Source organism: Rhodococcus sp. JVH1, from assembly GCF_000280725.2.
Classification (GTDB): Bacteria; Actinomycetota; Actinomycetes; order Mycobacteriales; family Mycobacteriaceae; genus Rhodococcus_F; species Rhodococcus_F jostii_A.
On the sequence record NZ_CP166289.1, the window covers coordinates 3947248 to 3970132 of the forward strand.

The window sequence follows — 22885 nt, forward strand, 5'->3', positions numbered from 1 at the left end:
TAGGGCCGGTCAGTCGTCCAGCCCGGCGACTCCGCGTTTCCAGTACCCGGTGAACAGCGAATCCATCCGGTCCCGGCTCCACGCGCGCAACGGCTTGATGTCATTCGCCTCGCCTGCCGCGAACAGGAAGGGGCGGCGATCGGGCAGCGCGAGCGACTGCACCGTCGACGCCAGGGCGGACTCGCTGCCGTCGCGAACGAGCCACGTCACGTCGACGTGCTCGCGCACGGCCAGCGGGTATCCGTGCTCGACGTCGTCGTCGGTCTCGATCACCACGTGCGCCGAGACGTCGGCCGGGGACTCGTCGAGCCACCGCGCGACCGCCGGCAGCGCGGTGGAATCGACCGCGAAGACGTAGTGGTCGAAGTTGTGGGCGAATGCCTTGGCGCCGGGCGGCCCGGCGATGGTCACCTCGTCGCCGATCGCGACCGTCGTCGCCCAGGAGGACGCGAGCCCTCCGTCGTGCAGCACGAAGTCCAGGTCGAGTTCGCGGGCGTCGGCGCCGTAGCGGCGGACGGTGTATTTCCGCGTGGTCGGGAGCGGTCGCGGCCAGTCGAGCATCATCGCGTCGTTCACGACGGGCACGCGGCGGGTGCCGTCCGGATCGGGGAACACGATCTTCACGTGATCGTCGGCCTGATAGGTGTGGAATCCGTCGAGTCCGGGGCCCCCGATCGTCAGGCGCACCATGCGGGGGGTGACGTACTCGCGTGTACGGACCGTGACCGTGCGGACTCCGATCGGGTAGCCGATGCGTGCGGTTCCCTTACCGGTCCGGTGGTGGGATACGACGCGGCTGTGCGGGTCGAGGCGTTCACGGGCTCCGGGGTCGAGTGCGGTCATAAAGTAAGGGTAACCTCACACACTCTGGTCCGCACAGCAGTGTGCCCCGGACTCTTCCGAGTCCGGGGCACACCGTTCTGTATTCGTACCTGTGGAGCCTAGGAGATTCGAACTCCTGACATCTGCCTTGCAAAGGCAGCGCTCTACCAACTGAGCTAAGGCCCCGTTACCTCGTGCCACACCTCGTTGCCGCGAAGCAACTTGGACAGTCCGATCGCCACCAGCACTCCGGCTCCCACAAACAGGAGGACCTTCATGCGAATGACCTTTCACCGGCACCAGGAGTGGGCCTAGGAGGACTTGAACCTCCGACCTCTTCGTTATCAGCGAAGCGCTCTAACCGCCTGAGCTATAGGCCCCTGAAGTCTGGAAACTCATCTCGCGCAGTTCCCTGAACCGAGTCGGAAGATTACCCCACCGGACCGGCAACTACCAAAACCGGCCCGGCGAGACGCTCTTTTCCCAGCTCAGCCCCCGTCGTTTTCCGCGTTCAGTCCCGGTCGGCCAGCGTCACTTCGACGCCCCCGACGAGGTCCGAACACAGGTTGTAGATGAACGCGCCGATCGTCGCCAGCGCGGTGAACAACACCATGTTCGCGAGACCGATGACGGCGGCGTATCCGAAGACCTGCCCGGCCGTCACGAGCCCGTCAGAGCTCGACTCCGCGACGATATCGGTGAACGCGTTGTTCAGCCGGTCCCACACGCCCATCCCGTCCAGGACGACGTACAGCAGACCGACGGCCACCATCCACACGAAGAACAGCGACACCGAGATGACGGACGAGATCTTCAGCGTCGACCAGGGATCGATCTTGCGGACCTGCACCGTCGCCCGGAGCGCCTCACCCTCCTCGACCCGCTGCGGCGCCACGGCGATCTTCGGCTGCTGACCCGTGGCCGCCGCCCCGGGCAGGGGATGTTTGGCCTCGGACAGGTCCGGCATGTCCTTGGGGAGCACGTCCCGGTTGATGTGCCGGGTGGGTCCGTCGATTGCGGATGCCTTCGCCTTCGCGGCTTCCCGCTGCGTCACGGCACCGGCCGCGGCTGCGCCGGACACCGCACCGACCGCTGCCGTGGCCGCGGTCGAGGACGGTGTGCGATCGGAACCCTGCTTGGGCGCGGGCTGGCCCTTCGCCGGCGCCGACGGGTTCTGTGCGGGCGCCTTCTGGGTGGGCACGGCCTGGGTGGGAGCACCCGCGTTCTGCGCTCCCTGGGGTCGCTGACCCTGTGCCTGGGGCTGCTGCGTCTTCTGCGTCGGAGCGGTCTGCGGCTTCTGAACGTCCTGGCCGCCGGGAGCCTTCGCTGCCGCGGCACCCGCTGCAGCCGCTGTGCCCGCGCCGTTGGACGCGTTCGGCTGACCCTCCGGGCGCGGAGCCTGCTTGGCACCGGCCCCGCCCTGCACGGGCCGCTTCAGGTTGGTCTGCGGCTCCCGCTGCATTCCCCGCTGCCACGGCGGAGCCTGGTTCCCCCGAATGGACTGCGCACCCTCGGTGGGAGCACCACCCGTGGGAGCCCGGTTGCCGGGCGCCTGCTGCGGCGGGCCCTGATGCCCGGGAGCCTGCTGATTCGGAGCGTGACCCTGCTGCGGCGGCACGGACCGCCCCTGCGGCGTCTGCGTGCGCGGACCTTGATGCTGGGGCGTCGACGGAGACCGGGCCGGATCGGCCGGAGCCTGCCGATCCGGTCTCGCGTCGGGAGCACCGCCCGGCCGGGCAGCCGGCCCCGCCTGAGCGGGACCACGACCGGCGGACGCCTGCGGCCCCTGCGGCGCGGAACCCTGCTGCGGGTTCGGTCGCGCCGACCCGTTCTCGGGAGTGCGGGAGGCCTGCTGCTCGGTTTTCGCCTGATTGGCGGAACCCGGGTTCTGCCGGTCACTGCCTGGCTGGTTGGGAGTGCTCACTAGGACTCCTTAGCTCCTTTGCCGCTGCTCTCGGCGTTGTCGTCGGGTTCGTCGGGTTCGTCGGCATTGCGCGCGATCGCGAGCAGGGTGTCGCCTTCCCCGAGGTTCATCAACCGAACGCCCTTGGTCTGCCGACCGGCCTTGCGGACCTGCTTGGCGGCGGTGCGGATGACGCCACCGCCCGACGTGATCGCGTAGAGCTCGTCGTCGTCGTTCACGATGAGCGCTCCGACCAGGGTGCCACGTTTCTTGTCGTATTGAATCGTGAGTACACCCTTTCCGCCGCGACCCTGGACCGGGTAATCCTCCATACCGGTGCGCTTCGAGTAGCCACCCGACGTCGCCACCAGCAGATAGGTGCCTTCGCGCACGACGTTCAGCGACAGCAGTTCGTCGTCGCCGTTGAATCGCATGCCCTGGACACCGGACGTGGCGCGGCCCATCGGACGCAGCGCCTCGTCGGTTGCGGAGAAGCGGATCGACTGTCCCTGCGCGGAGACGAGCAGCAGGTCGTCGTCGGAGGAGCAGAGCACCGCGCCGACCAGTTCGTCCTCGCCGCGCAGGTTGATGGCGACGATGCCGCCGCTGCGGTTCGAGTCGAAGTCGGTGAGCTTGGACTTCTTCACCAGACCGTTGCGGGTGGCGAGAACCAGGTAGGGGGCGTCCTCGTAGGTCTTGATCTGGATGACGCTCTGGATGCGCTCGTCGGGCTGGAACGCGAGCAGGTTGGCCACGTGCTGTCCGCGGGCCGTGCGGCTCGCCTCCGGCAGCTCGTACGCCTTGGCCCGGTAGACGCGGCCCTTCGTGGTGAAGAACAGCAGCCAGTCGTGCGTGGAGCTGACGAAGAAGTGCGAGACGATGTCGTCCTGCTTCAGTCCGGCGCCCTGCACGCCCTTGCCGCCGCGCTTCTGCGAGCGGTACAGGTCGGTTTTGGTGCGCTTGGCGTAGCCGGTCTCGGTGATCGTGACGACGACGTCCTCGCGGGCGATCAGATCCTCGTCGGCCACGTCACCGTCGGCGGCGATGATGCGGGTGCGGCGGTCGTCGCCGTGCTTGTCGACGATCTCCTTCAGCTCGTCGCGGACGATCCGGCGCTGACGCTCGGGCTTCTCGAGGATGTCCTTGAGGTCGGCGATCTCCCGCTCGATCTCGGCGAGTTCGTCGATGATCTTCTGACGCTCGAGGGCGGCGAGACGACGCAGCTGCATCGCGAGGATCGCGTCGGCCTGGATCTCGTCGACGGTGAGGAGTTCGATCAGGCCGGCCCGTGCGATGTCGACGGTCTGCGACGCCCGGATCAGCGCGATGACCTCGTCGAGGGCGTCGAGCGCCTTCACCAGTCCGCGCAGGATGTGAGCGCGTTCCTCGGCCTTGCGGAGCAGGTACTCGGTGCGCCTGCGGATGACCTCGACCTGGTGGGCGACGTACAGCCGGATCATCTGGTCGAGGCGCAGGGTGCGCGGCACGCCGTCGACGATGGACAGCATGTTGCAGCCGAAGCTGGTCTGCAGCTGGGTGTGCTTGTACAGGTTGTTGAGCACGACCTTCGCGACCGCGTCACGCTTGACGGTGACGACGATGCGCATACCCGCGCGGTCCGAGGACTCGTCGTGGATGTCGGAGATGCCGGCGATCTTCGCGTCGCGCACCTGCTCGGCGATCGACGTGATCAGGTTGTCCGGGTTCACCTGGTACGGCAGCTCGGTGATGACGATCGTGGTGCGCCCCTTGGCGTCCTCCTCGATCTCCACCACACCGCGCATGCGGACCGAACCGCGTCCGGTGGTGTAGGCGTCGTGGATGCCCTGGCCGCCGACGATCAGGCCGTGCGTCGGGAAGTCGGGTCCCTTGACGCGTTCCATGACCGCGGTGAGGGTGGACTCCTCGTCGGCTTCCCAGTTCTCGAGCGCCCAGTAGATGGCTTCGGCGACCTCCCGCAGATTGTGCGGCGGGATGTTGGTGGCCATACCGACGGCGATGCCGCCGGAACCATTGATCAACAGGTTGGGGATACGGCTGGGGAGAACTGACGGTTCCTGTGTACGACCGTCGTAGTTCGGGGTGAAATCAACCGTCTCGTGGTCGATCTCACGCAGCATTTCCATGGCCAGCGGGGTGAGCCGGCACTCGGTGTATCGCATCGCGGCGGCGCCGTCGTTGCCGCGGGAACCGAAGTTGCCCTGGCCGTCGACGAGCGGGTACCGCAGCGACCACGGCTGGGCCATGCGCACGAGCGTGTCGTAGATCGAGGCGTCACCGTGGGGGTGGTAGTTACCCATCGTCTCGGCGACCGGTCGCGCAGACTTCACATAACCGCGATCGGGCCGGTAACCGTTGTCGTACATCGCGTACAGAACGCGGCGGTGCACCGGCTTGAGGCCGTCGCGCACGTCGGGCAGCGCACGGCCCACGATCACGCTCATCGCGTAATCGATGTAGCTGCTCTGCATCTCCTGCTGAATGTCGACGGGCTCGATGCGGTCGTGCCCCGGTCCCTCCGGCGGCAACGTTGTGTCAGTCATGAGCTCCTTCTTCTACTCGGCTTGACGTCTCCTCGCGGACTCGCGGTCCTGCACGACGTCGCGCAACCACCCGAGTCTATAGGTGCAGGTCAGCTGTGAGGGTGAAGGACTCGGGTGCGCTCATGAATCGGTGCCGCAGGAGTCGTCCGTTCTACTGGAGTTCGAGCTCCCTGCCCTGGGTTTCGGCGGCGAGGGATTCGGCGGCGAGCATGTCGGCCTCGAGTTCGAGCTCGGCGGCGACGCGGTCGGGCGCCATCAGCAGGGCGGTGATCGGGATCGTGACGACGAGCATGCCCAGCACGAAGACGGGGAACAGGATCGAGAACACTTCGAGACCGTCCGGGCGCGCCACGGACGGGTCGACGGTGACGCTCAGCCCGAATACGCCGGTGTAGTGCATGGCCACCAGTCCGGCCGCCACGATCACCGACGCCACGAGTCGCAGCGTGCGGGACTCGAGGGCCGAGATCGACCACATGATTCCGGCGCCGACGACCAGGCCGATCACGGCGGACGCCGCCGTCAGCACGATGTCGGAGTCCACCGAACCCTGGATCTCGAGGGAGGCGACGATCGCGAGGTCCATTCCGGTGAAGCCGACGCCGAGGAGCACCGCACCGCCTGCCAGGCGGCCGATCTCCACCGATGCGCTCGGCAGCCGGTGTTTCGTGGGCGGCGGGCTGATGATCAGCAACGCCACCGCGGCGGCCGCGACGGGCACCACGAACGAGACCGCGATCCACAGGACGTCGTAGCGCACCACACTGCCGTAGACCTCGAATCCGACCATCGCGATGTAGTGCGGCAGCCAGGCGCCGATGCCGCCGATGGACAGCGCACCCCACGCCAGCCAGAGGTACCGCTGTCTCGGGTTCGGCGCGGTCACCGCCTTGCGGGCGCTGGCGATACCGACGAAGACGCCGATGAACGCCGTGACCGCGGCGAGGGCAACGATCCACGTGCCCATGGAGAAGTGCTGCAAGTCGTCCGACATGTTTCGAATCCTCAGTACGCGGCCGTGTGGAGCTTGGTCAGTGCGTATTCGGTGATCGCGACCAGTGCGCGTTTCGCCGATTCCCGGTCACGCGCGTCGATCGGGATGATCGGCACGTCCTCGGAGATCGCGAGGGCCGCACGGATGTCCTCGATGGGGTAGCGCGGGGCGTCGTCGAATTCGTTGATCGCGACGAGGAACGGCAGCTGCCGGGCCTCGAAGAAGTCGACGGCCGCGAAACTCTCGTCCAGCCGGCGGGTGTCGATCAGGACGATCGCACCGATGGCACCGCGGATCAGGTCGTCCCACATGAACCAGAACCGGTGCTGACCGGGGGTACCGAACAGATACAGCACGAGGTCGTCGGCCAGGCTGATGCGACCGAAGTCCATGGCAACGGTGGTCGTGCCCTTCTGCGGTGTCGCAGCCAGGTTGTCGACGCCGTCGCTGGCGTTGGTCACGAGCGCCTCGGTGCGAAGCGGGACGATCTCGGAGACAGCCCCGACCAGTGTGGTCTTGCCGACGCCGAACCCGCCGGCGATCACGATCTTGGTCGAGGTCACCCGATTGCGGGGATCAGATTTCGCGAAGTCCACTGAGGACCCTTTCGATGAGTTCACGACGTTCGGAGTCGGTCGAGTCTTCCTTCAGGGTGGCCAGGATCTGGAGATGACCGGCCTCGACCAGGTCGGCGACCAGGACGCGTGCCACTCCGAGGGGGACGCCCACCCGGGCGGCGATCTCGGCGACCGAAGGCGACTGCTGACACAACGCGACGATCGCCGCGTTGACGTCGTCGAGTTCCCACTGCCGGTCCACCGACTGCGGCAGTGCCTGAATCAACGCTTCGAGCGCGAGCTCGACCGCAGGCCGGGTCCGGCCCGACGTCAGCGAGTACGGGCGCACGATGTTCGGGCCCGGCTGCTCCGAGTGGTGGTCGTTCATGAGCATGGGCTGGTCAGAGACCCTGCGGGGTGCGGGCCGTGGCCTGCACCGATGCCCCGACGCGGTCGACCAGGATCGCCATCTCGTAGCCGACCTGCCCAATGTCGCACTCGGCGTCCGTGAGGGTCGCGAGGTGCGAGCCGTCGCCGACGCTCATGAGCAGCAGGTACCCGTGCTGCATCTCGACCACCGACTGCAGCACTCCGCCGCCTTCGAACAACCGGGACACACCGGCCGACAGGCTGGCCAGCCCCGAGGTCACCGCGGCCAGCTGCTCGGCCCGGTCGATGGGGAGATGGGCGCTGGCTGCCATCAGGAGACCGTCCGCGGACACGAGCACGGCGTGGGAGACACCGGGCACGTCACTGGCGAAGTTCGACACCAACCAGTCGAGCGGTCGCGTGACGTCGGATCCATGAGCGGTGTTCATCGGTCTCCTTCAATGCTGTTACGTTCCGCGAGCCTCGTGGCCCTGCCGTTTCGGACGCCCTGCTGGTGACGACTGAGATTGGCGCGAATTGTCTCAGGGTCACGCACCCGGCGCAGTGTCCCCGTATTGTGCGCGCCTTCGACCGTGCCGGGAACCAGCCGGTCGCCGGGACGCCGCTTCGGCAGTCCGATCTCCGGGTCGACCTCGACGGGAGTCTCGCTGATCCGTTCCGCGGCCGACCATCCGGCGTCGCCGGCGGAATGCCAGACTCCGGGTGCGCCTTCGGCGCCGGTCGGATCGGTCAGCCAGTCGGACACCATGTCGGAGAAGATCGGGGTGCCGCCGCCGGGCCGAGGTGTGGTCTCGGCTGGTGGCGGATCGATCCGCGACTGGAAGAACGACGCGGTCTTCGCCGAGTTGGTGCGGTAGCGGTGCCGCACCGGTGCCTGGTCGTCGCCGTTCGACGACGGGGGCGCCGGCTGCTCCGCGGTCCGCGCCTCGATGCGGTTCTCGCTGCGGGGTGCGTGCGGTGCGTGCTGCGGCTGCGATTGCGCCGGTGCCGTCTCCGAGGTCGCTGCCTTCGGCCGCCGCACGGGCAGCTTCGGCATCGCCCCGGATCCGCGGACGTTGACGGTGTCCTGGGACTGCGCGGCCGGCGCCCCGGCCGACGATCCCGCGCCGGCCGCGATGCCACTGGCACCGGGCTGACGTCGGGGCAGGCTCGTGCCCGACGCCGTCGTCACCGCGCCCGCAGGTGCCGGGCTCGGCGCGGGCGGAGGCGTGGACGGGGTGCGGGTCGGCAGTCCGTTGCGGGTTGCCGGCTGCTGTCCGTTGTCCTTGCGCTGTGCAGGGGCCGCGGGTGCCGGAATGGCGGTCCGGACCGGTGCCGCGGGGATCTTCCGCTGCGGTCCCGTGTCCTGCCGGGCGGCCTGCGACACGATCAGCGCATTCGGGATGTGAATGCTCACGGTCACACCCGGGTTGCGGGCGGTGTCGAACGTCGACCGCAGGCGCACGGTCAGGCCGTGACGCTTCGCGAGCCGGCTCACGACGAACAGACCCATGTGGCGGGCGGTTTCGGGACCGACCTCACCACCCGATGCCAGCCGCTCGTTGACGGCGCGCATGTCGTCGGCCGGGATACCGATACCGCGGTCCGCGATCTCGAGCAGCACCCCGCCGTCGACGGCGCGAGCGAAGCTGAACGTCACCACCGTGTCGGGCGGCGAAGCGCGCAGCGAGTTGTCGACGAGTTCGGCGAGCAAGTGCACGACGTCCGTGACGACGGTGCCGCTGAGCGCGCCCTCGGGGGTCGCACCCATCTGCACACGCTGGTAGTCCTCGACCTCGGAGATCGCGGCACGCAGCACGTCGCCGAGCGGGATCGGTGCCGCCTGCGAACGACGCACGCGGGTGCCGGCCAGAATCAGCAGGTTCTCACCGTTCCGGCGCATACGCGCGGCCAGGTGGTCGAGCCGGAACAGGCTCTCGAGTCGCTTCGGATCCTTCTCCTCGAACTCGAGATTCTCGATCAGGCCGAGCTGCTGGTCGACGAGCGACTTGCTTCGGCGCGCGAGCGTTTCGAACATGTCGTTGATCTGCAGGCGCAGTTGTGCCTGCTCACCGGCGAGCTTGAGTGCCTGCCCGTGGATGTCGTCCACGGCGCGGGCGAGCTGGCCGATCTCCTCGGAGGAGTGCACGGCCACCGGCTCGAACGACAGAGCCCGCGGATCGTCACTGGCCTTGATCTGCTCGATCGCCTCCGGAAGGTCGCGGCGGGCGGCCTTCAGCGCGCCGTACCGCAGGCGGCGGATCGGACCGATCAGCGACCGCGACACGAGGAGCGCGAGGACGAGCGCGGCGAGCAGGGTACCGAGGACGATCGCCGTGTCACGCAGCGCGGCGGACCGGGTCTCGGCCGCGCGGACCTGCACGGTGGATGCGATGTCCTTCGCCGCTTCGCTGGTCAGCTCCTGGTAGACGTCACGGCTCGCGATGAGCGAGGAGCGCAGCTGCAGGATGGGCAGCATCCCGCCACGCGCCGCGTCCGCGAGGCCCTGGTCGATGAGGGCGTTGCGGTCGTTGATGTTGTTTCGCAGCGTCTCGAGACGGGCATCCCCCTTGGGGTAATACCGGTCGAGGACGTCGAGGAGGCTCGATTCGGCGCCTGCGGCCGCGATGACGGCCGACGTGGGGATGTCGCCCGTGCGGGCCTTCTCCCGTCCGTCGGGAGCGGCGTAGACGTCCTTCACGATCACGAGGCCCATGGCCTGGTCGAACAGACGACGCTGCGCCTGCCACGCGTTGGTCAGCTGGTAGCCCTTGTCGACGACTTCGCTGTCTTCGATGGGACGAACGATGTCGTCCACTTCGCGGATGAAGTCCGCGGCGAACGCGCGCTGGCGTTCCGCGAGCAGGTCGGTGGCGACGCCCGGGGAATCCATCAGATTCAGGAGGGCGCGGCCGTCCGAGACGGTCTGGTTGATGGAACTCGCGACGGCCGGATCCAGTTCGGGGTTCCGGGCCTGTTCGGACACGTCGTTCATCAGGGCTTCCGCGTCCTCGCGGTCCTGCTTGGTGAGGGTGCCCGAGGCGTAACCACTGGTCACCGTACCCATCGAGGCCTCGAGGGCCACGATGTCCGGGACGACGACGATCTGGTCGGCCGCCTCGGTGAAGTGGACGGCGTTACTCAGCTCGCCCTGCACACGGAGCCCGCCGAGCACCATGGCGACGGTGACGGGAACTGCGAGAACCGCGGTGACCTTCCACCGCAGGCCCCAGCCCTCGATATCCCAGAACTTTGCCCGGGGCGGCGAATCGTCGCTCATCCCACGCTTCCTTTCCAACCACTCATAGCTTGTCGCTCTGTGCTCGTGACCGCGCCTGCGGCGGGACAGTCGTACCGGCCCGGACGACACGCGTCGACAGAGGAAAGTGATCGATCAGTTGCGCTGTGCGCAGCGCTGCCCGACGCACCGATTTCCGAATGTAACGAGTTCATCACATCCCCATGGGGAACGTTCTTACCACAGAAATTCCCCGATCCTTACTTCTAAGTAACATGCGCCCCACCGATCCCAGACGTTGCCGTCGCGGGGTGGATCAGCGGACCAGGCTACACAGAATCGCGGTTCACAGTCGAGGACGGATTTCTGCGTGACCCGGTCCCGCAACCGGCCCAGACGGGTGCAGCCACCGGGGTCTTCCGACCGCCGGTGGCTGCATGACATCCGTAATCTCTTGTGCCGGATACCTAGACGTCGAGGAAGCGGACGTCCTTGGCGTTACGGGTGATGAAGCTTCGCCGGGCCTCGACGTCCTCACCCATGAGAACGCTGAACAGCTCGTCGGCTGCGGCTGCGTCGTCGAGCGTCACCAGACGCAGGACGCGCACCGTCGGATCCATCGTGGTCTCCCACAATTCCTTGGCGTTCATCTCGCCGAGACCTTTGTAACGCTGGATGCCGTCGTCCTTGTTGATCTTCTTGCCGGACTCGAGGCCGGCCTTGACCAGGACGTCGCGCTCGCGGTCCGAGTACGCGAACTCCGGCTCGCTGCGCTGCCACTTCAGCTTGTACAGCGGGGGCTGTGCCAGGTAGACGTGGCCGTGCTCGACGAGCGGCCGCATGAAGCGGAACAGCAGCGTGAGCAGCAGCGTTGCGATGTGCTGGCCGTCGACGTCGGCGTCGGCCATCAGCACGATCTTGTGGTACCGCAGCTTCGCGATGTCGAATTCGTCGTGGATGCCCGTGCCGAACGCGGTGATGATCGACTGGACTTCCGTGTTCTTCAGCACACGATCGATGCGTGCCTTCTCGACGTTGATGATCTTTCCGCGCAGCGGCAGGATCGCCTGGTACATCGAGTCGCGGCCGGACTTGGCCGAGCCGCCTGCGGAGTCGCCCTCCACGATGTAGATCTCGGACTTGCTCGGATCGTTGGACCGGCAGTCGGCGAGCTTGCCCGGCAGGCCGCCGAGGTCAGTGGCGCTCTTGCGGCGCACCAGTTCGCGGGCCTTGCGGGCGGCGACGCGGGCCTGTGCCGACGACACCGCCTTGTTCACGATGGTCTTCGCGTCGGCCGGGTTCGCTTCGAACCAGTGCGACAGGTGCTCGTTGCTCGCCTTCTGGACGAACGACCGGACCTCGGTGTTACCGAGCTTCGTCTTCGTCTGACCCTCGAACTGCGGTTCACCAACCTTCACGGAGATGATCGCCGCGAGACCCTCACGGATGTCGTCACCGGTGAGCTTGGGGTCTTTCTCCTTGAGGAGCTTCTTGTCGAGCGCGTACTTGTTGACCGTCGCCGTCAGAGCGGAACGGAAGCCCTCTTCGTGGGTGCCGCCCTCGTGCGTGTTGATGGTGTTCGCGAACGTGTGGACCGACTCCGAGTAGCCGGAGTTCCACTGCATCGCGATCTCGAGTTCGTGGCCGGTGCCCTTCGCGGTGAAACCGACGACGGAGTTGTGGATCGGCTGCTTCGTGCGGTTGATGTGCCGCACGTAGTCCTCGAGGCCGCCCGGGTAGTGGTAGACGCGGGTCTTCACCTTGTGCACTGCGGGCGCTTCCGCCTCGGCGGACTCGTCCTCGGCGGTCTTCGGCGCGTCGGCGACCTGACTGACGACCTCTTCCGTGACCTCGGCGTCGCTGACGCGCTCGTCGGTGAGGGTGATGGTCAGGCCCTTGTTGAGGAAGGCCATCTCCTGGAGGCGGCGCGCGACCGTCTCGAAGCTGTAGACCGTGGTCTCGAAGATGTTCGGGTCGGCCCAGAACGTGACCGTGGTGCCCGTCTCCTTGGTGGCCTCGCCCTTGACGAGTTCACCCGGCTTCGAGTCGGTGTAGGTCTGGTGCCACTGGAAGCCGTCGCGTTTGATGTCGACGTCGAGCCGGGTGGACAGCGCGTTGACGACGGAGATACCGACACCGTGCAGACCGCCGGACACGGCGTAGGAGTCGGAGTCGAACTTGCCGCCGGCGTGGAGCTGGGTGAGGACGACCTCGACGGTGGGGACACCGGAGGCGTGCATCCCGACGGGGATGCCTCGACCGTCGTCGACGACCCGGACGCCACCGTCTTCGAGCAGGGTGATCTCGACCTTGGTGGCGTGGCCGGCCATGGCCTCGTCGACGGAGTTGTCGACGACTTCCCAGATCAAGTGGTGAAGACCGCGTTCACCGGTGGAACCGATGTACATACCCGGTCGCTTACGAACAGCTTCGAGTCCCTCGAGGACGGTGATCGAAGAAGCGCCGTAGTCCTTGCTTGAGGTGCTTTTGTCTGACTTCTGGGCAGCCACGGGTGGGTAGCTCTCCTTCTCCGTCCAATGCCCGACGCAGGCGCCCACCGCCCTGGTCGGGCACGCGGGAGACGAGAATCGGGAATCTTGCCGCTAGTTACCTCGGCCATCTTACTGGTACGTCAGCGCCAGGAGCGGGCTATGACACCCCTGAGCGCCCCGTAGACGAATTTTCAGGGCGTCTCGGGAGTGAAAACCTAGGCCGAAGCGCTCTCGGACGGGCCGTCGGGGAGATCCGCCCACCGCCGGTCCTCGACGTCCAGCACGAACTCCGCGGCGAGTTGCGCGATGTCCTCGGCGTGCGAGATCGGCGACCAGTGCCCGGCCTCGACCTCTCGACGCCGCAGGTCGTGCGCCCATTTCTCGGTGTCCTCGTAGCCGACGGGCCGTACCGCCTTGTCGTTCTTGTTCAGGATCAGCTGGACGGGGACGTCGGTGTACCGCTCGCGCGGCCGCAGCAGACTCGTCCGGATGTTGGCGCGGTACAGCTTGAGACCGTTCACCATGTCGTCCGCCAGCGTCGGCGCCGGACGCACCAGCGCGGGGTCGAGGCGGTCGAAGAACTTCAGGAACGCCGGCCAGTGCCGGGAGAACCACAGCCGCAACGGCAGCGTGACCAGGCCCGGAATCTGAAACAGGACGGTGTAGCCGGACGCGACGGCCTGCGCGAGCGGCCCGCCGAAGCTGCGGTCGGAGATGCGGCGGCGCATCCACTTGCCGAGGTGATCGAGGTTGGGCCCGGAGACCGAGGTGAACGAGGCGATCCGCTCGCGGGCTCCCGGTTCGCAGACCGCCTCCCACCCCTCCACCGATCCCCAGTCGTGGGCCAGCACGTGCACCGGCCGGCCCGGGCTCACGGCGTCGATCACCGCGAACAGGTCGCCGGCCAGGGCGGGCAGTCGGTAGTCCTCGACCCGGGTGGGCACGGTGCTCCGGCCTGCGCCGCGGCTGTCGTAGCTGACCACCCGGAACCACTCCGTCAGGAACGGCACCACCCGGTTCCACAGGTCGTGGGTGTCGGGCCAGCCGTGCACCAGCACGATCGTCTCGCCGTCGGGGTTGCCCTCCTCGAACACGGCGAGTTCGACGGAACCGTTGCTGATCCGCCGGGCGGTACGGGATGTGGATGGAGTCATGGTGGGTCCTCTGGTCGTGCGGGTTCGGGTATGGGATCGACGGTGGGAACTACAGATCGAGGACGAGACGGCCGCTGTCGGCGCGGGACACGCAGATCAGCATCTCGTTCTCCTGCTCGGCGTCGGTGAGCCGCGTCTCACGGTGATCCGGGGTGCCGGACAGCACCTTCACCCGGCAGGTGCCGCAGAATCCCTGCTGGCACGAGTACCCCACTCCGGGCATCGTCTTCTTGATCACCGTCAGTGCGGATTCGTCGGCGGGGACGGTGAGCACCTCACCGGTGCTGACGAGCTGCACTTCGAATTCGGTGCCGTCGAGCACCGGAGGAGCCCCGAAGCGTTCGAAATGCAATGCGGTGGCGGGGCTTCCGGGGAACGCGCGGCGTACCGACTCCAGCATCGGCGTCGGTCCGCAGCAGTAGACGGCGCCGCCCGGCGCGGCACGCTCAAGCAACTCCCCGGCGGTCGGCAGTCCGAACTCGTCGTCGGGTCGGATGAAAACCCTTGACTGATCGAATGTTTCGATCTCGTCGAGGAACGGCATCGACTCCCGCGACCGGCCGGAGTACACGAACTGCCAGTCCATTCCGAGGTCGCGTGCCGCCCGGACCATCGCCAGGATCGGCGTGATACCGATTCCGCCGGCGACGAAGAGTGCACTCCCCTCGCCGACGAAGGGAAACCCGTTGCGGGGCCCGCGCACCGTCACCGGTGTACCCGGTTCGAGCGCGTGCATCTCGAGGGATCCCCCACCGCCCTCGGGGATCCGGCGGACGGCGACATTGTAGCCCGTGCGATCGGACGGGTCCCCGCACAGCGAGTACTGACGTCGCAGACCGGACGGCAGGTGGAAGTCGAGGTGCGAACCCGGCTGCCACGCAGGGAGTTCCGCACCGTCCTCGGCCTCGAACCGCAACTGCACGACGTTCTCGTCCCGAGCGACGACGTCGCGTTGGGAGACAACCAGTTTCATCGCCACGTCCGGGTTGTGACCGGCGACGCCCGGGTTGTATTCGTACGCGGTGAGAACGCGGAGATACTTGGCGGCCACGGCCTCGGTGATCCGCATGGCGCGGTCGGGGCGCGGTCGCCCCTTGATGTCCGGGGGAGCGTCGTAGCGGGGCAGGCCCTGCCCGGTGAGCACCTCCCGCACCTGCGACAGCTTCATCGTTCGGCCGCCTGAGCTGCGGGCGAGGAGGCCAGGTACTTCACGGCCTGCGCCGTCGAACCCTCGTTGCTCGGGTGGTACGAACGCGTGAAGTACGTCGACATCCGCTTGCCGAGTTCCCGGCCCGTCGGGAGGGTGCCGCGCTTGCCTGCCGCGAAGAAATCGGTCAGATGCGGCTTACGCCGGTGCGCCGACCACTGGGCGAGCTCGGGATCGTTGCGCATGAGGAACCGGGTGCCGCGCACCCACAGCCACACGATGACCGGGGTGACGATCACCTGGGTGCGGATCCGCCGGGACTCACGCTTGTCGAAGTACCGCATCACGTCGTATGCCACGGAGCGGTGCTCCACCTCCTCGGCGCCGTGCCAGCGCAGCAGGTCGAGCATCGTCGGATGCGTGCCGGAGCGGTCGAGTCCCTCTGCATTGAGTACCCAGTCGCCGAGGAACGCGGTGATGTGCTCGATGGCGGCGATGACCGCCAGCCGCTCGATCAGGTAGTTCTTCTCCCGCAGACCGGTGAGCGGTCGCGGTCCGAGGATCTTGGAGAACGTCCATTCCATCTGCTCGGTGAACGGCGTCGGGTCGAGACCCTTCTCCTTCAGGTGCACCAGCACGCCGGTGTGGGCGTTGGCGTGCATCGCCTCCTGGCCGATGAACCCGACGACGTCGTCGCGGAGCTGCTCGTCCTCGATCTGCGGCAGCGCCTCTTTGAACGTCTCGACGAACCACTCCTCGCCCGCGGGCAGGAGCAGATGCAGGACGTTGAGGGCGTGCGTGCTGAACGGGTCGCCCGGGATCCAGTGCATGGGGAGGTTCGACCAGTCGAACTCCACGTTCCTGGCCTGCAACAGGATGTGGTCCGGTTCGGGGATCGCGTTCCGGGGTGCAGTCGGGGCGGACATCTCAATACTCCTTCGTGCCGGCGGCTGCGCCACGACGGAGGCCTGTGGCACAGTTCACTCGAAAACCTGGAGTAACTGTAACACCGGGTAATAGACAAAACTAGGAACCGAACGTCCGCTCCGGCCTATCCGTAGGTGTCCCGGGGGCCGCGCCCCCGGATGTGCCGTTCCCCTTTTCGCCAGCTCGGAGCGGTCGGACCGGTGATCCGCAACGACTTCACGACGCCGTCGCCGACGGCCGCGGCGATCTTCGCGAGAATCTGCGACTGCATCATCCGAAGCTGCGTCGCCCAGGCCGTCGACTCCGCGGAGACGCTCAGGATCCCGTCCCGCAGCCCCGTCGGTTCGGCGTGCGCGGCGATGTCCTCACCGACCACCTGCACCCACCGACCGAGGACCGTCCCCTCGGACACTTTGGGCGACCAGCCGCGCTGTTTCGCGATCGCGTTGGTCAGTGCACCGAACGGCTGCGGATCGCGGTCGTCCGGCCCCGGACCCGACCATCCGCGTCGACGCCGGGCGCGCAGGGCCCGGACACCGGTTCCGGATCGGCGGCCCTGCCCGACGGATTTTCCGCTCGCCTTCGCCGCGGCACGCGCCTCCTCGAGGGCACGGCGGGCGAGGTCGATTCCCTTCACTTCCGGTTCGGGGGCCGCCGCTGCCGGTGCGGTGGGTTCGAGATCATCCGTCACTGCGGTCCTCCGGCTCTTCCACGATGTGCGATATCCGTCCTCGATCGGTGTCGCGGGCCTCCACACCGAATCGGACGGCGTCGAGTTCCTCCGGAACATCTTCCGGCACGGCAGCCGTGATCAGCACCTGTTCCGCGTCCAACGCGACCTTGGCGAGTGCGCGCCGTCGGCGACGGTCGAGTTCGGCGAACACGTCGTCGAGCATGAGGACGGGATCGCTGCCGTCCGAGCGCAGCAGGGCGAATCCCGCGAGCCGCAACGACAGCGCGAATGACCACGACTCACCGTGACTTGCGAATCCCTTCGCCGGGGTGTCGCCGAGGTGCAGTTCGAGATCGTCACGATGCGGTCCGACGAGACACACGCCGCGCTCGATTTCCTTGGAGCGCATCACGGACAGCTCCTGAAGGAATCGCTCCTCGAGAAACGCGATGTCGCCCGCCTCGGGCACTCGAGCCGGTTCGGTGAACTCCGGTGGCAGCGAGGAGCCCAGACTCGAGCGGTAGCGGATGCTCGCGGGCCTCGACTCCGGCGCCAGCGATTGGTACGACTCGGCCAGGTGGGGAGCGAGATCGTGAACGAGGTGGAGCCGCCCGGCGAGCAGCTGTGCACCGTGTGCGGCGAGATGTCCGTCCCAGACCTCCAGCGTGGCAAGGGCACTCGCGCCGTCCTCACTCGGCCGGCCGCTGCCGCGAGACACCCGTCGCAGCGCGCCGCCCGCGGTCTTGAGCAGCGCCGACCGCTGCCGCAGCACCCGGTCGTAATCGGCGCGCACCGCCGCCATCCGTGGGATACGGGACGTGAGGAGTTCGTCGAGATAGCGCCGCCGATCCCCCGGATCACCGCGGACCAGCGACAGATCCTCCGGCGCGAACAGCACCGTCTGCAGAATCCCGAGAATCTCCCGCGGCCGCCGGGTGGGTGACTGGTTGATCCGCGCCCTGTTGGACTTGCCCTCGTTCAACTCGAGATCGACGGTCAGTTCCCGGCCGGCGTTGACGACGGTGGCCCCGGCGAACGCCTGACCGGTCCCCGTCCTGATCAACGGGGCGTCCGAGCTGACCCGATGAGACGAGAGGGTCGACAGGTAGCCGAGCGCCTCGAGCACGTTGGTCTTGCCGTGCCCGTTGGGTCCGACGAAGACGGTGCAGCCCGGACGCAGGGTGAGACCGAGAGCGTCCCAGGAACGGAAGTCTCTGAGCGAGAGTGCGCGAACGAACACCTACGTTCCAGAACCGGCTTCTGCCTCGCCTGCCGCCTTCTTCACGGCGTGACCACCGAACTGGTTGCGCAGCGCCGAGACGGCCTTCATCGCGGGGGAATCGTCCTGCCGGGAGGCGAACCGCGCGAACAACGCGGCCGAGATGACCGGTGCGGGCACGGCATGATCGATCGCCTCGAGCACCGTCCAACGACCCTCACCGGAATCGTCTGTGTAACCGGAGATCTCGGCGAAATCGGGATCCTCACCCAATGCCTTGACGAGCAGCTCCAGCAGCCACGACCGGACCACCGTGCCCTTGGTCCACGCGCGCAGCACACCGTGGACGTCCGTGACGAGGTCTTCCGCCTCGAGCAGCTCGTAGCCCTCGGCGTACGCCTGCATCAGTCCGTATTCGATGCCGTTGTGGATCATCTTCGCGTAGTGGCCTGCACCGACCGGGCCGGCGTGGACGAAGCCGTCCGCACGCTCCCCCTCGGGGCGCAGAGCGTCGAAGATCGGCAGCGCCCGCTCGACGTCCGCGTCCGATCCGCCGACCATCATGCCGTAGCCGTCCTCGAGTCCCCAGACCCCGCCGGACACACCGCAGTCGAGGTAGCCGATGCCGCGGGAACCCAGCAGCTCACCGTGGACTTTGTCGTCGGTGTATCTCGAGTTGCCGCCGTCGATCACCAGGTCGCCGGTCTCGAGCACCGACGACAGCTCGGTCACCGTGTCCTGGGTGATCTTTCCTGCCGGAACCATCACCCACACGACTCGGGGAGACTCGAGTCGCTGCGCGAGTTCCGCGAGCGACGCCACATCCGTGACATCGGGGCGGGGGTCGTAACCGACCACCTCGTGCCCGTGCGCGCGCAACCGCTCGCGCATGTTGAATCCCATCTTTCCGAGCCCGACCAACCCGATCTGCATCGTGATCTCCGTCCACTCGTGAGATTTCGTTCGGCAGTGCTGCTTTCGCTTCCGCGAAACGGTCAGCCCGGGAGACGCACCGGCATCAGCAGGTACGTGTACGCGCTCTCCGGCGCCGCGAAGTTGCCGGAATCGTCGGGCTCGATCTCGTCCTCGGTGGCCGGACGCAGCACGGCGGGGCGGCTCGGGGTCGTGAAGCCGAACAGCACCTGCTCGCTGTGCAGCGAGGACAGTCCGTCGATCAGGTAGCCGGGGTTGAAGGCGATCGTCAGCGGCTCACCCTGGAAGACCGCGTTCAAGCCTTCCTCGGCGCGGCCCGCATCGTCGCCACCCGCGGAGAGGAGAAGTCCCTCGGTGGAGAACTGCAGGCGGACCTGCGCACCGCGCTCGGCGACGAGGGCAACACGCTTGATCGCCTCGACGAGCGGAGCGATTTCGACGGTGGCCAGTGCCGTGTGCTCGGACGGCAGCAGCTGCCGGAACTTCGGGAACTCGGCGTCCAGCAACCGGGTGGTGGTGCGGCGGCCGTCGTTGACGATGCCGAGGAGGCCGTCGTTGCCGACTGCGGAACCCGAACCGAGCGCCAGCTCGACCGGCGACGTGGCATCTCCCGCAAGCGTTTTCGCCGATTCGGAGAGCGTCTTCGCGGGGATGAGGACGGCCGCGGTGGTGTCGGGGTTCGCCGGCGACCACTCGAGTTCACGGACCGCGAGACGGAACCGGTCGGTGGCGGCGAGCACGATCGCGTTGCGCTCGATCTCGACGCGGATGCCGGTGAGCATCGGCAGGGTGTCGTCTTTGCCCGCCGCGACAGCCACCTGACTGATCGCTTCGGAGAAGACGTCGGCGGGAATCGAGCCGGTCTGCTGCGGCAACTGCGGAAGCTGGGGATAGTCCTCGACCGGCATGGTGGGCAGGGAGAACTTGGCGCTTCCGCACGTGATCAGCACGCGGGTGCCTTCGAGAGTCACGTCGACCGGCTTGTTGGGAAGCGATTTCGTGATGTCGGCGAGAAGCTTGCCGGAGACGAGGACCTGACCGGCGCTGCCAACCTCGGCTGCGACCCTGACCTGGGCCGATACCTCGTAGTCGAATCCGGAAACCGTCAACCCTTGCTCGGTCGCGTCCAAGAGAACACCGCCGAGAACGGGGACAGGAGGCCGCGACGGCAGACTGCGAGCGACCCATGCCACTGAATCAGCGAATTCTTCCCGGGAGACACGAAACTTCAGGCTTCCAAGCTCCATCGCCGGGTTGTTCCTCTCGGTAGGCACGGTTGTTCGCCACGGTCGGGCCGTGACCACAGCACTGCAGTCTTTCACAGAGCGGCGATGCATAACCGTATGCCCTCGAGGACGAAGTTGAAAGCGGAACCGTCGCGTCCTCGAGTCGCCGACCGAGGCCTGTGAACCGACGCTGTCCCCAACCCTGTTTTCAAAGAGGTTTTTATAAGAATTAATGAGAAGTACTATTAGGTCCTGTGGAATCTGTGGACGAAGGCGTGTAGCCGCTGGTCCGTCCGCGTCGCCGTATGGGGAATTCTCGAGGACAAACTCGAGGACCAATCCGGCACCCATGTGGACTACTCGAGGTTGTTCAAAGTTCTGCACGTTCTGTCCACAGAGATTCCACCTCATCCCCACACTTATCCACAGGTGTGCATGCTTTATCCCAGGTCCCGGCGTCGGCGTGTTGCACCGGCGTGTCGTATCGGCGGGGGTTCGCACGAGCCTCGAGTAGACCCTCGAGCGGTACCTCGAGGACCCGCTCGAGCCAACCCTCGAGGACCGGCTCGAGGAGCCCCTCGAGTTGCCCGCGGCCCTGCGGTTCCCCCGAAACGACCTGTGCCCCCGGTAGGCGAGCTACCAGGGGCACAGGAGTGGCGGGACGGCGACTATCTCTTGGAACGCTGTTTGATCCGGGCGGTCAGCTCCTGGACCTGGTCGTAGACCTTCCGCCGCTCCGTCATCTCCTTGCGAATCTTCTTGTCCGCGTACATCACGGTGGTGTGGTCGCGGCCGAAGGTCTGCCCGATCTTCGGCAGGGACAGATCGGTGAGTTCGCGGCACAGGTACATGGAGATCTGGCGGGCGGACGCCAGCGGACGGGCCTTACCGGGGCCACAGAGGTCGTCGATGGACATGTTGAAGTACTCCGCGGTGACCGCCATGATCGTCGCCGCATTGATCTCGAGACTCGACGAATCCGGCATCAGGTCGCGCAGCACCACCTCGGCGAGCGTGAGGTCCAGGGGTTGCCTGTTCAGGGATGCGAACGCCGTCACACGAATGAGGGCACCCTCGAGTTCCCGGATGTTGCGTTCGATCCGGGAGGCGATCAACTCGAGGACGTCGTCGGGCACCTCGAGGCGGTCCATTCGGGCCTTCTTGCTGAGGATCGCGATGCGGGTCTCGAGTTCGGGTGGCTGAACGTCGGTGATCAGGCCCCATTCGAACCTGGTACGCAGTCGTTCCTCGAGTGTCGCCAGCTGCTTCGGCGGCCGGTCGGACGAGACGACGATCTGCTTGTTCGCGTTGTGCAGGGTGTTGAAGGTGTGGAAGAACTCCTCCTGGATACCTTCCTTGCCCTCGATGAACTGGATGTCGTCGACCAGCAGCACGTCGGTCTCGCGGTAGCGGCGCTTGAACGCCACCTTGCGATCGTCGCGGAGGCTGTTGATGAAGTCGTTGGTGAACTCCTCGGTGGAGACGTACTTCACCCGCATCCCCGGGAACAGCCGCTGGGCGTAGTGGCCGGCGGCGTGCAGGAGATGCGTCTTGCCGAGGCCGGACGCTCCCCACACGAACAACGGGTTGTACGCGCGTGCCGGCGCCTCGGCGATGGCGACCGCCGCGGCGTGGGCGAACCGGTTGGACGAGCCGATCACGAACGTGTCGAACGTGTACTTCGCGTTGAGGCTGTTCCCCCCGGTCGCCGACGGTGCCGGGCCGGACGGGGGCTTCGTGAAGTACGACGGCCAGGATTCGTGGACGCTGGCGAGGGCCTCGCGGTCGTCGTCGACTTCCTCGAAGTCCGTCGTGTCGGAGTAGGGCTGATCCTCTCCGGAACCGAACCGGCGCCTGCGGAACGACCCGGAACTGGTGACGGAGGGCTCGAGGTGGCGAGGCGTGTGGAGAGGTTCCGGCTCGGGCCGGTGGTCCCGGCTCGGCGGATCGGATTCGGGTTCGTCGTCGACCGGGGCCGCGATACGCACACCGAGGCCTTCGACCTGCTCACCGAGATGCCGGCCGAGGGCGTGGAGGATCGGTTCACGGAGATCCCGCTCGATCGCCTCCTGCGCGAAGGGCGACGGAACGGACAGGAGCGCGAAGCCCTGTGCGAGCGTCAGCGGTTTGACGAGCGCCAACCACGCCTTCTGTCCCCTCGTCAACGGCGGCAGATCGCCGCCGGGCGAATCGGAAGTGAGGTCTGCGACGACGTCGATCCAGATCCGTGCGAGCGCATTCGGATCGTCGTTCACGTGGTTCCTCCCCAGTGTGTTCGCGGATTCGGCGCCAGCGGTGCCGAGTCGAGTGTCGGTGCCGTCGTCGAGGTGGAATCGGTAGCTTCCCCGACCTGAGGATGGACCCCGTACGGACCTACGAATATGCCATCTGAACAGTGTTTCCACACAATTATCCACAGATGTGGACAAAGTGCAGACGCCTCCTGTCGAGACGCCGTTGCACGGCGAGGAGTCCAGATCCAGCGCGCTGACCTGCGCTTATGCATGCGAAGCCTGGATGAGCGGGTTCACGGACCCGGGAAGTGAAGGGTGTCAACAACCCTCGTGGCGATCCGAAGCGGCACACCATCTGTGCCCTGTGGATGAATTGTGGTGAATATGCAGATGAGAACGGTGAAGTCGAGAGCTGGGCACTCGATCAGGGTTCATCGGCGAGACCATGCATAGA

The 22885-nt window shown here is 66.9% G+C and carries 17 protein-coding genes and 2 tRNA genes; all 19 read right to left on the reverse strand.

The window, feature by feature from the left end; translation table 11 throughout:
- Window positions 1-9 precede the first annotated feature (9 nt).
- Entirely contained in the window at window positions 10-843 is an 834-nt protein-coding gene (locus JVH1_RS18200) for a siderophore-interacting protein (protein ID WP_009476760.1), read from the reverse strand.
- A 92-nt stretch (window positions 844-935) separates the two neighbouring features.
- A tRNA-Ala gene (locus JVH1_RS18205) sits at window positions 936-1008 on the reverse strand.
- A 120-nt stretch (window positions 1009-1128) separates the two neighbouring features.
- Window positions 1129-1202 (reverse strand) — tRNA-Ile (locus JVH1_RS18210).
- Window positions 1203-1333: 131 nt separating this feature from the next.
- Window positions 1334-2746, reverse strand: coding sequence for a DUF3566 domain-containing protein (locus tag JVH1_RS18215; protein ID WP_043780309.1), 1413 nt, complete (start codon window positions 2744-2746; stop codon window positions 1334-1336).
- Window positions 2746-5268, reverse strand: a complete 2523-nt coding sequence (gene gyrA, locus JVH1_RS18220) for a DNA gyrase subunit A (RefSeq protein WP_009476757.1) — start codon at window positions 5266-5268, stop codon at window positions 2746-2748. Before gyrA ends, JVH1_RS18215 begins: the two co-directional genes overlap by 1 nt.
- A 151-nt stretch (window positions 5269-5419) precedes the next feature.
- Window positions 5420-6262: an MHYT domain-containing protein gene (locus JVH1_RS18225; protein ID WP_009476756.1), complete on the reverse strand. Its 843-nt coding sequence runs from the start codon at window positions 6260-6262 to the stop codon at window positions 5420-5422.
- Window positions 6263-6273: 11 nt separating this feature from the next.
- Window positions 6274-6825 (reverse strand): ATP/GTP-binding protein, encoded by a 552-nt coding sequence (locus JVH1_RS18230; protein WP_005249094.1) that lies wholly within the window; start codon window positions 6823-6825, stop codon window positions 6274-6276.
- 13 nt (window positions 6826-6838) lie between these two features.
- On the reverse strand, window positions 6839-7213 hold the full coding sequence (locus JVH1_RS18235) for a DUF742 domain-containing protein (RefSeq protein ID WP_009476755.1): 375 nt from the start codon (window positions 7211-7213) through the stop codon (window positions 6839-6841).
- A gap of 7 nt (window positions 7214-7220) precedes the next feature.
- Window positions 7221-7637: a roadblock/LC7 domain-containing protein gene (locus tag JVH1_RS18240; RefSeq protein WP_005249096.1), complete on the reverse strand. Its 417-nt coding sequence runs from the start codon at window positions 7635-7637 to the stop codon at window positions 7221-7223.
- Window positions 7634-10468, reverse strand: a complete 2835-nt coding sequence (locus tag JVH1_RS18245) for a sensor histidine kinase (protein ID WP_009476754.1) — start codon at window positions 10466-10468, stop codon at window positions 7634-7636. The genes JVH1_RS18240 and JVH1_RS18245 overlap by 4 nt, the downstream gene beginning before the upstream one ends.
- Before the next feature lie 425 nt (window positions 10469-10893).
- Window positions 10894-12936, reverse strand: a complete 2043-nt coding sequence (gene gyrB / locus JVH1_RS18250) for a DNA topoisomerase (ATP-hydrolyzing) subunit B (protein ID WP_009476752.1) — start codon at window positions 12934-12936, stop codon at window positions 10894-10896.
- Between the two features lie 197 nt (window positions 12937-13133).
- Entirely contained in the window at window positions 13134-14072 is a 939-nt protein-coding gene (locus JVH1_RS18255) for an alpha/beta fold hydrolase (RefSeq protein WP_009476751.1), read from the reverse strand.
- Between the two features lie 49 nt (window positions 14073-14121).
- Window positions 14122-15240, reverse strand: a complete 1119-nt coding sequence (locus JVH1_RS18260; protein ID WP_009476750.1) for a PDR/VanB family oxidoreductase — start codon at window positions 15238-15240, stop codon at window positions 14122-14124.
- Complete coding sequence (locus JVH1_RS18265; protein ID WP_009476749.1) at window positions 15237-16145, reverse strand: metal-dependent hydrolase; 909 nt, start codon at window positions 16143-16145, stop codon at window positions 15237-15239. The genes JVH1_RS18260 and JVH1_RS18265 overlap by 4 nt, the downstream gene beginning before the upstream one ends.
- Window positions 16146-16270: 125 nt before the next feature.
- Window positions 16271-16837 carry a DUF721 family protein gene (locus tag JVH1_RS18270; protein WP_009476748.1) on the reverse strand — a complete coding sequence of 189 codons (567 nt, stop codon included), beginning with the start codon at window positions 16835-16837 and terminating at the stop codon, window positions 16271-16273.
- Window positions 16827-18059: a DNA replication/repair protein RecF gene (recF, locus tag JVH1_RS18275; RefSeq protein ID WP_009476747.1), complete on the reverse strand. Its 1233-nt coding sequence runs from the start codon at window positions 18057-18059 to the stop codon at window positions 16827-16829. Before recF ends, JVH1_RS18270 begins: the two co-directional genes overlap by 11 nt.
- Entirely contained in the window at window positions 18060-18971 is a 912-nt protein-coding gene (gene gnd, locus JVH1_RS18280; protein WP_009476746.1) for a phosphogluconate dehydrogenase (NAD(+)-dependent, decarboxylating), read from the reverse strand.
- 62 nt (window positions 18972-19033) lie between these two features.
- Window positions 19034-20218, reverse strand: coding sequence for a DNA polymerase III subunit beta (gene dnaN, locus JVH1_RS18285; protein ID WP_005249107.1), 1185 nt, complete (start codon window positions 20216-20218; stop codon window positions 19034-19036).
- Window positions 20219-20865: 647 nt separating this feature from the next.
- Window positions 20866-22452, reverse strand: a complete 1587-nt coding sequence (dnaA, locus tag JVH1_RS18290; RefSeq protein WP_011596259.1) for a chromosomal replication initiator protein DnaA — start codon at window positions 22450-22452, stop codon at window positions 20866-20868.
- Window positions 22453-22885 lie beyond the last annotated feature (433 nt).

Bases quoted from the DNA above. Each gene is read 5' to 3' on its own strand.
- gyrA (WP_009476757.1), bottom strand. From the start codon at position 5,268: ATGACTGACACAACGTTGCCGCCGGAGGGACCGGGGCACGACCGCATC.
- gnd (WP_009476746.1), bottom strand. From the start codon at position 18,971: ATGCAGATCGGGTTGGTCGGGCTCGGAAAGATGGGATTCAACATGCGC.
- JVH1_RS18255 (WP_009476751.1), bottom strand. From the start codon at position 14,072: ATGACTCCATCCACATCCCGTACCGCCCGGCGGATCAGCAACGGTTCC.
- JVH1_RS18265 (WP_009476749.1), bottom strand. From the start codon at position 16,145: ATGTCCGCCCCGACTGCACCCCGGAACGCGATCCCCGAACCGGACCAC.
- JVH1_RS18235 (WP_009476755.1), bottom strand. From the start codon at position 7,213: ATGCTCATGAACGACCACCACTCGGAGCAGCCGGGCCCGAACATCGTG.
- JVH1_RS18245 (WP_009476754.1), bottom strand. From the start codon at position 10,468: ATGAGCGACGATTCGCCGCCCCGGGCAAAGTTCTGGGATATCGAGGGC.
- JVH1_RS18225 (WP_009476756.1), bottom strand. From the start codon at position 6,262: ATGTCGGACGACTTGCAGCACTTCTCCATGGGCACGTGGATCGTTGCC.
- JVH1_RS18200 (WP_009476760.1), bottom strand. From the start codon at position 843: ATGACCGCACTCGACCCCGGAGCCCGTGAACGCCTCGACCCGCACAGC.
- JVH1_RS18260 (WP_009476750.1), bottom strand. From the start codon at position 15,240: ATGAAGCTGTCGCAGGTGCGGGAGGTGCTCACCGGGCAGGGCCTGCCC.
- dnaN (WP_005249107.1), bottom strand. From the start codon at position 20,218: ATGGAGCTTGGAAGCCTGAAGTTTCGTGTCTCCCGGGAAGAATTCGCT.
- JVH1_RS18240 (WP_005249096.1), bottom strand. From the start codon at position 7,637: ATGAACACCGCTCATGGATCCGACGTCACGCGACCGCTCGACTGGTTG.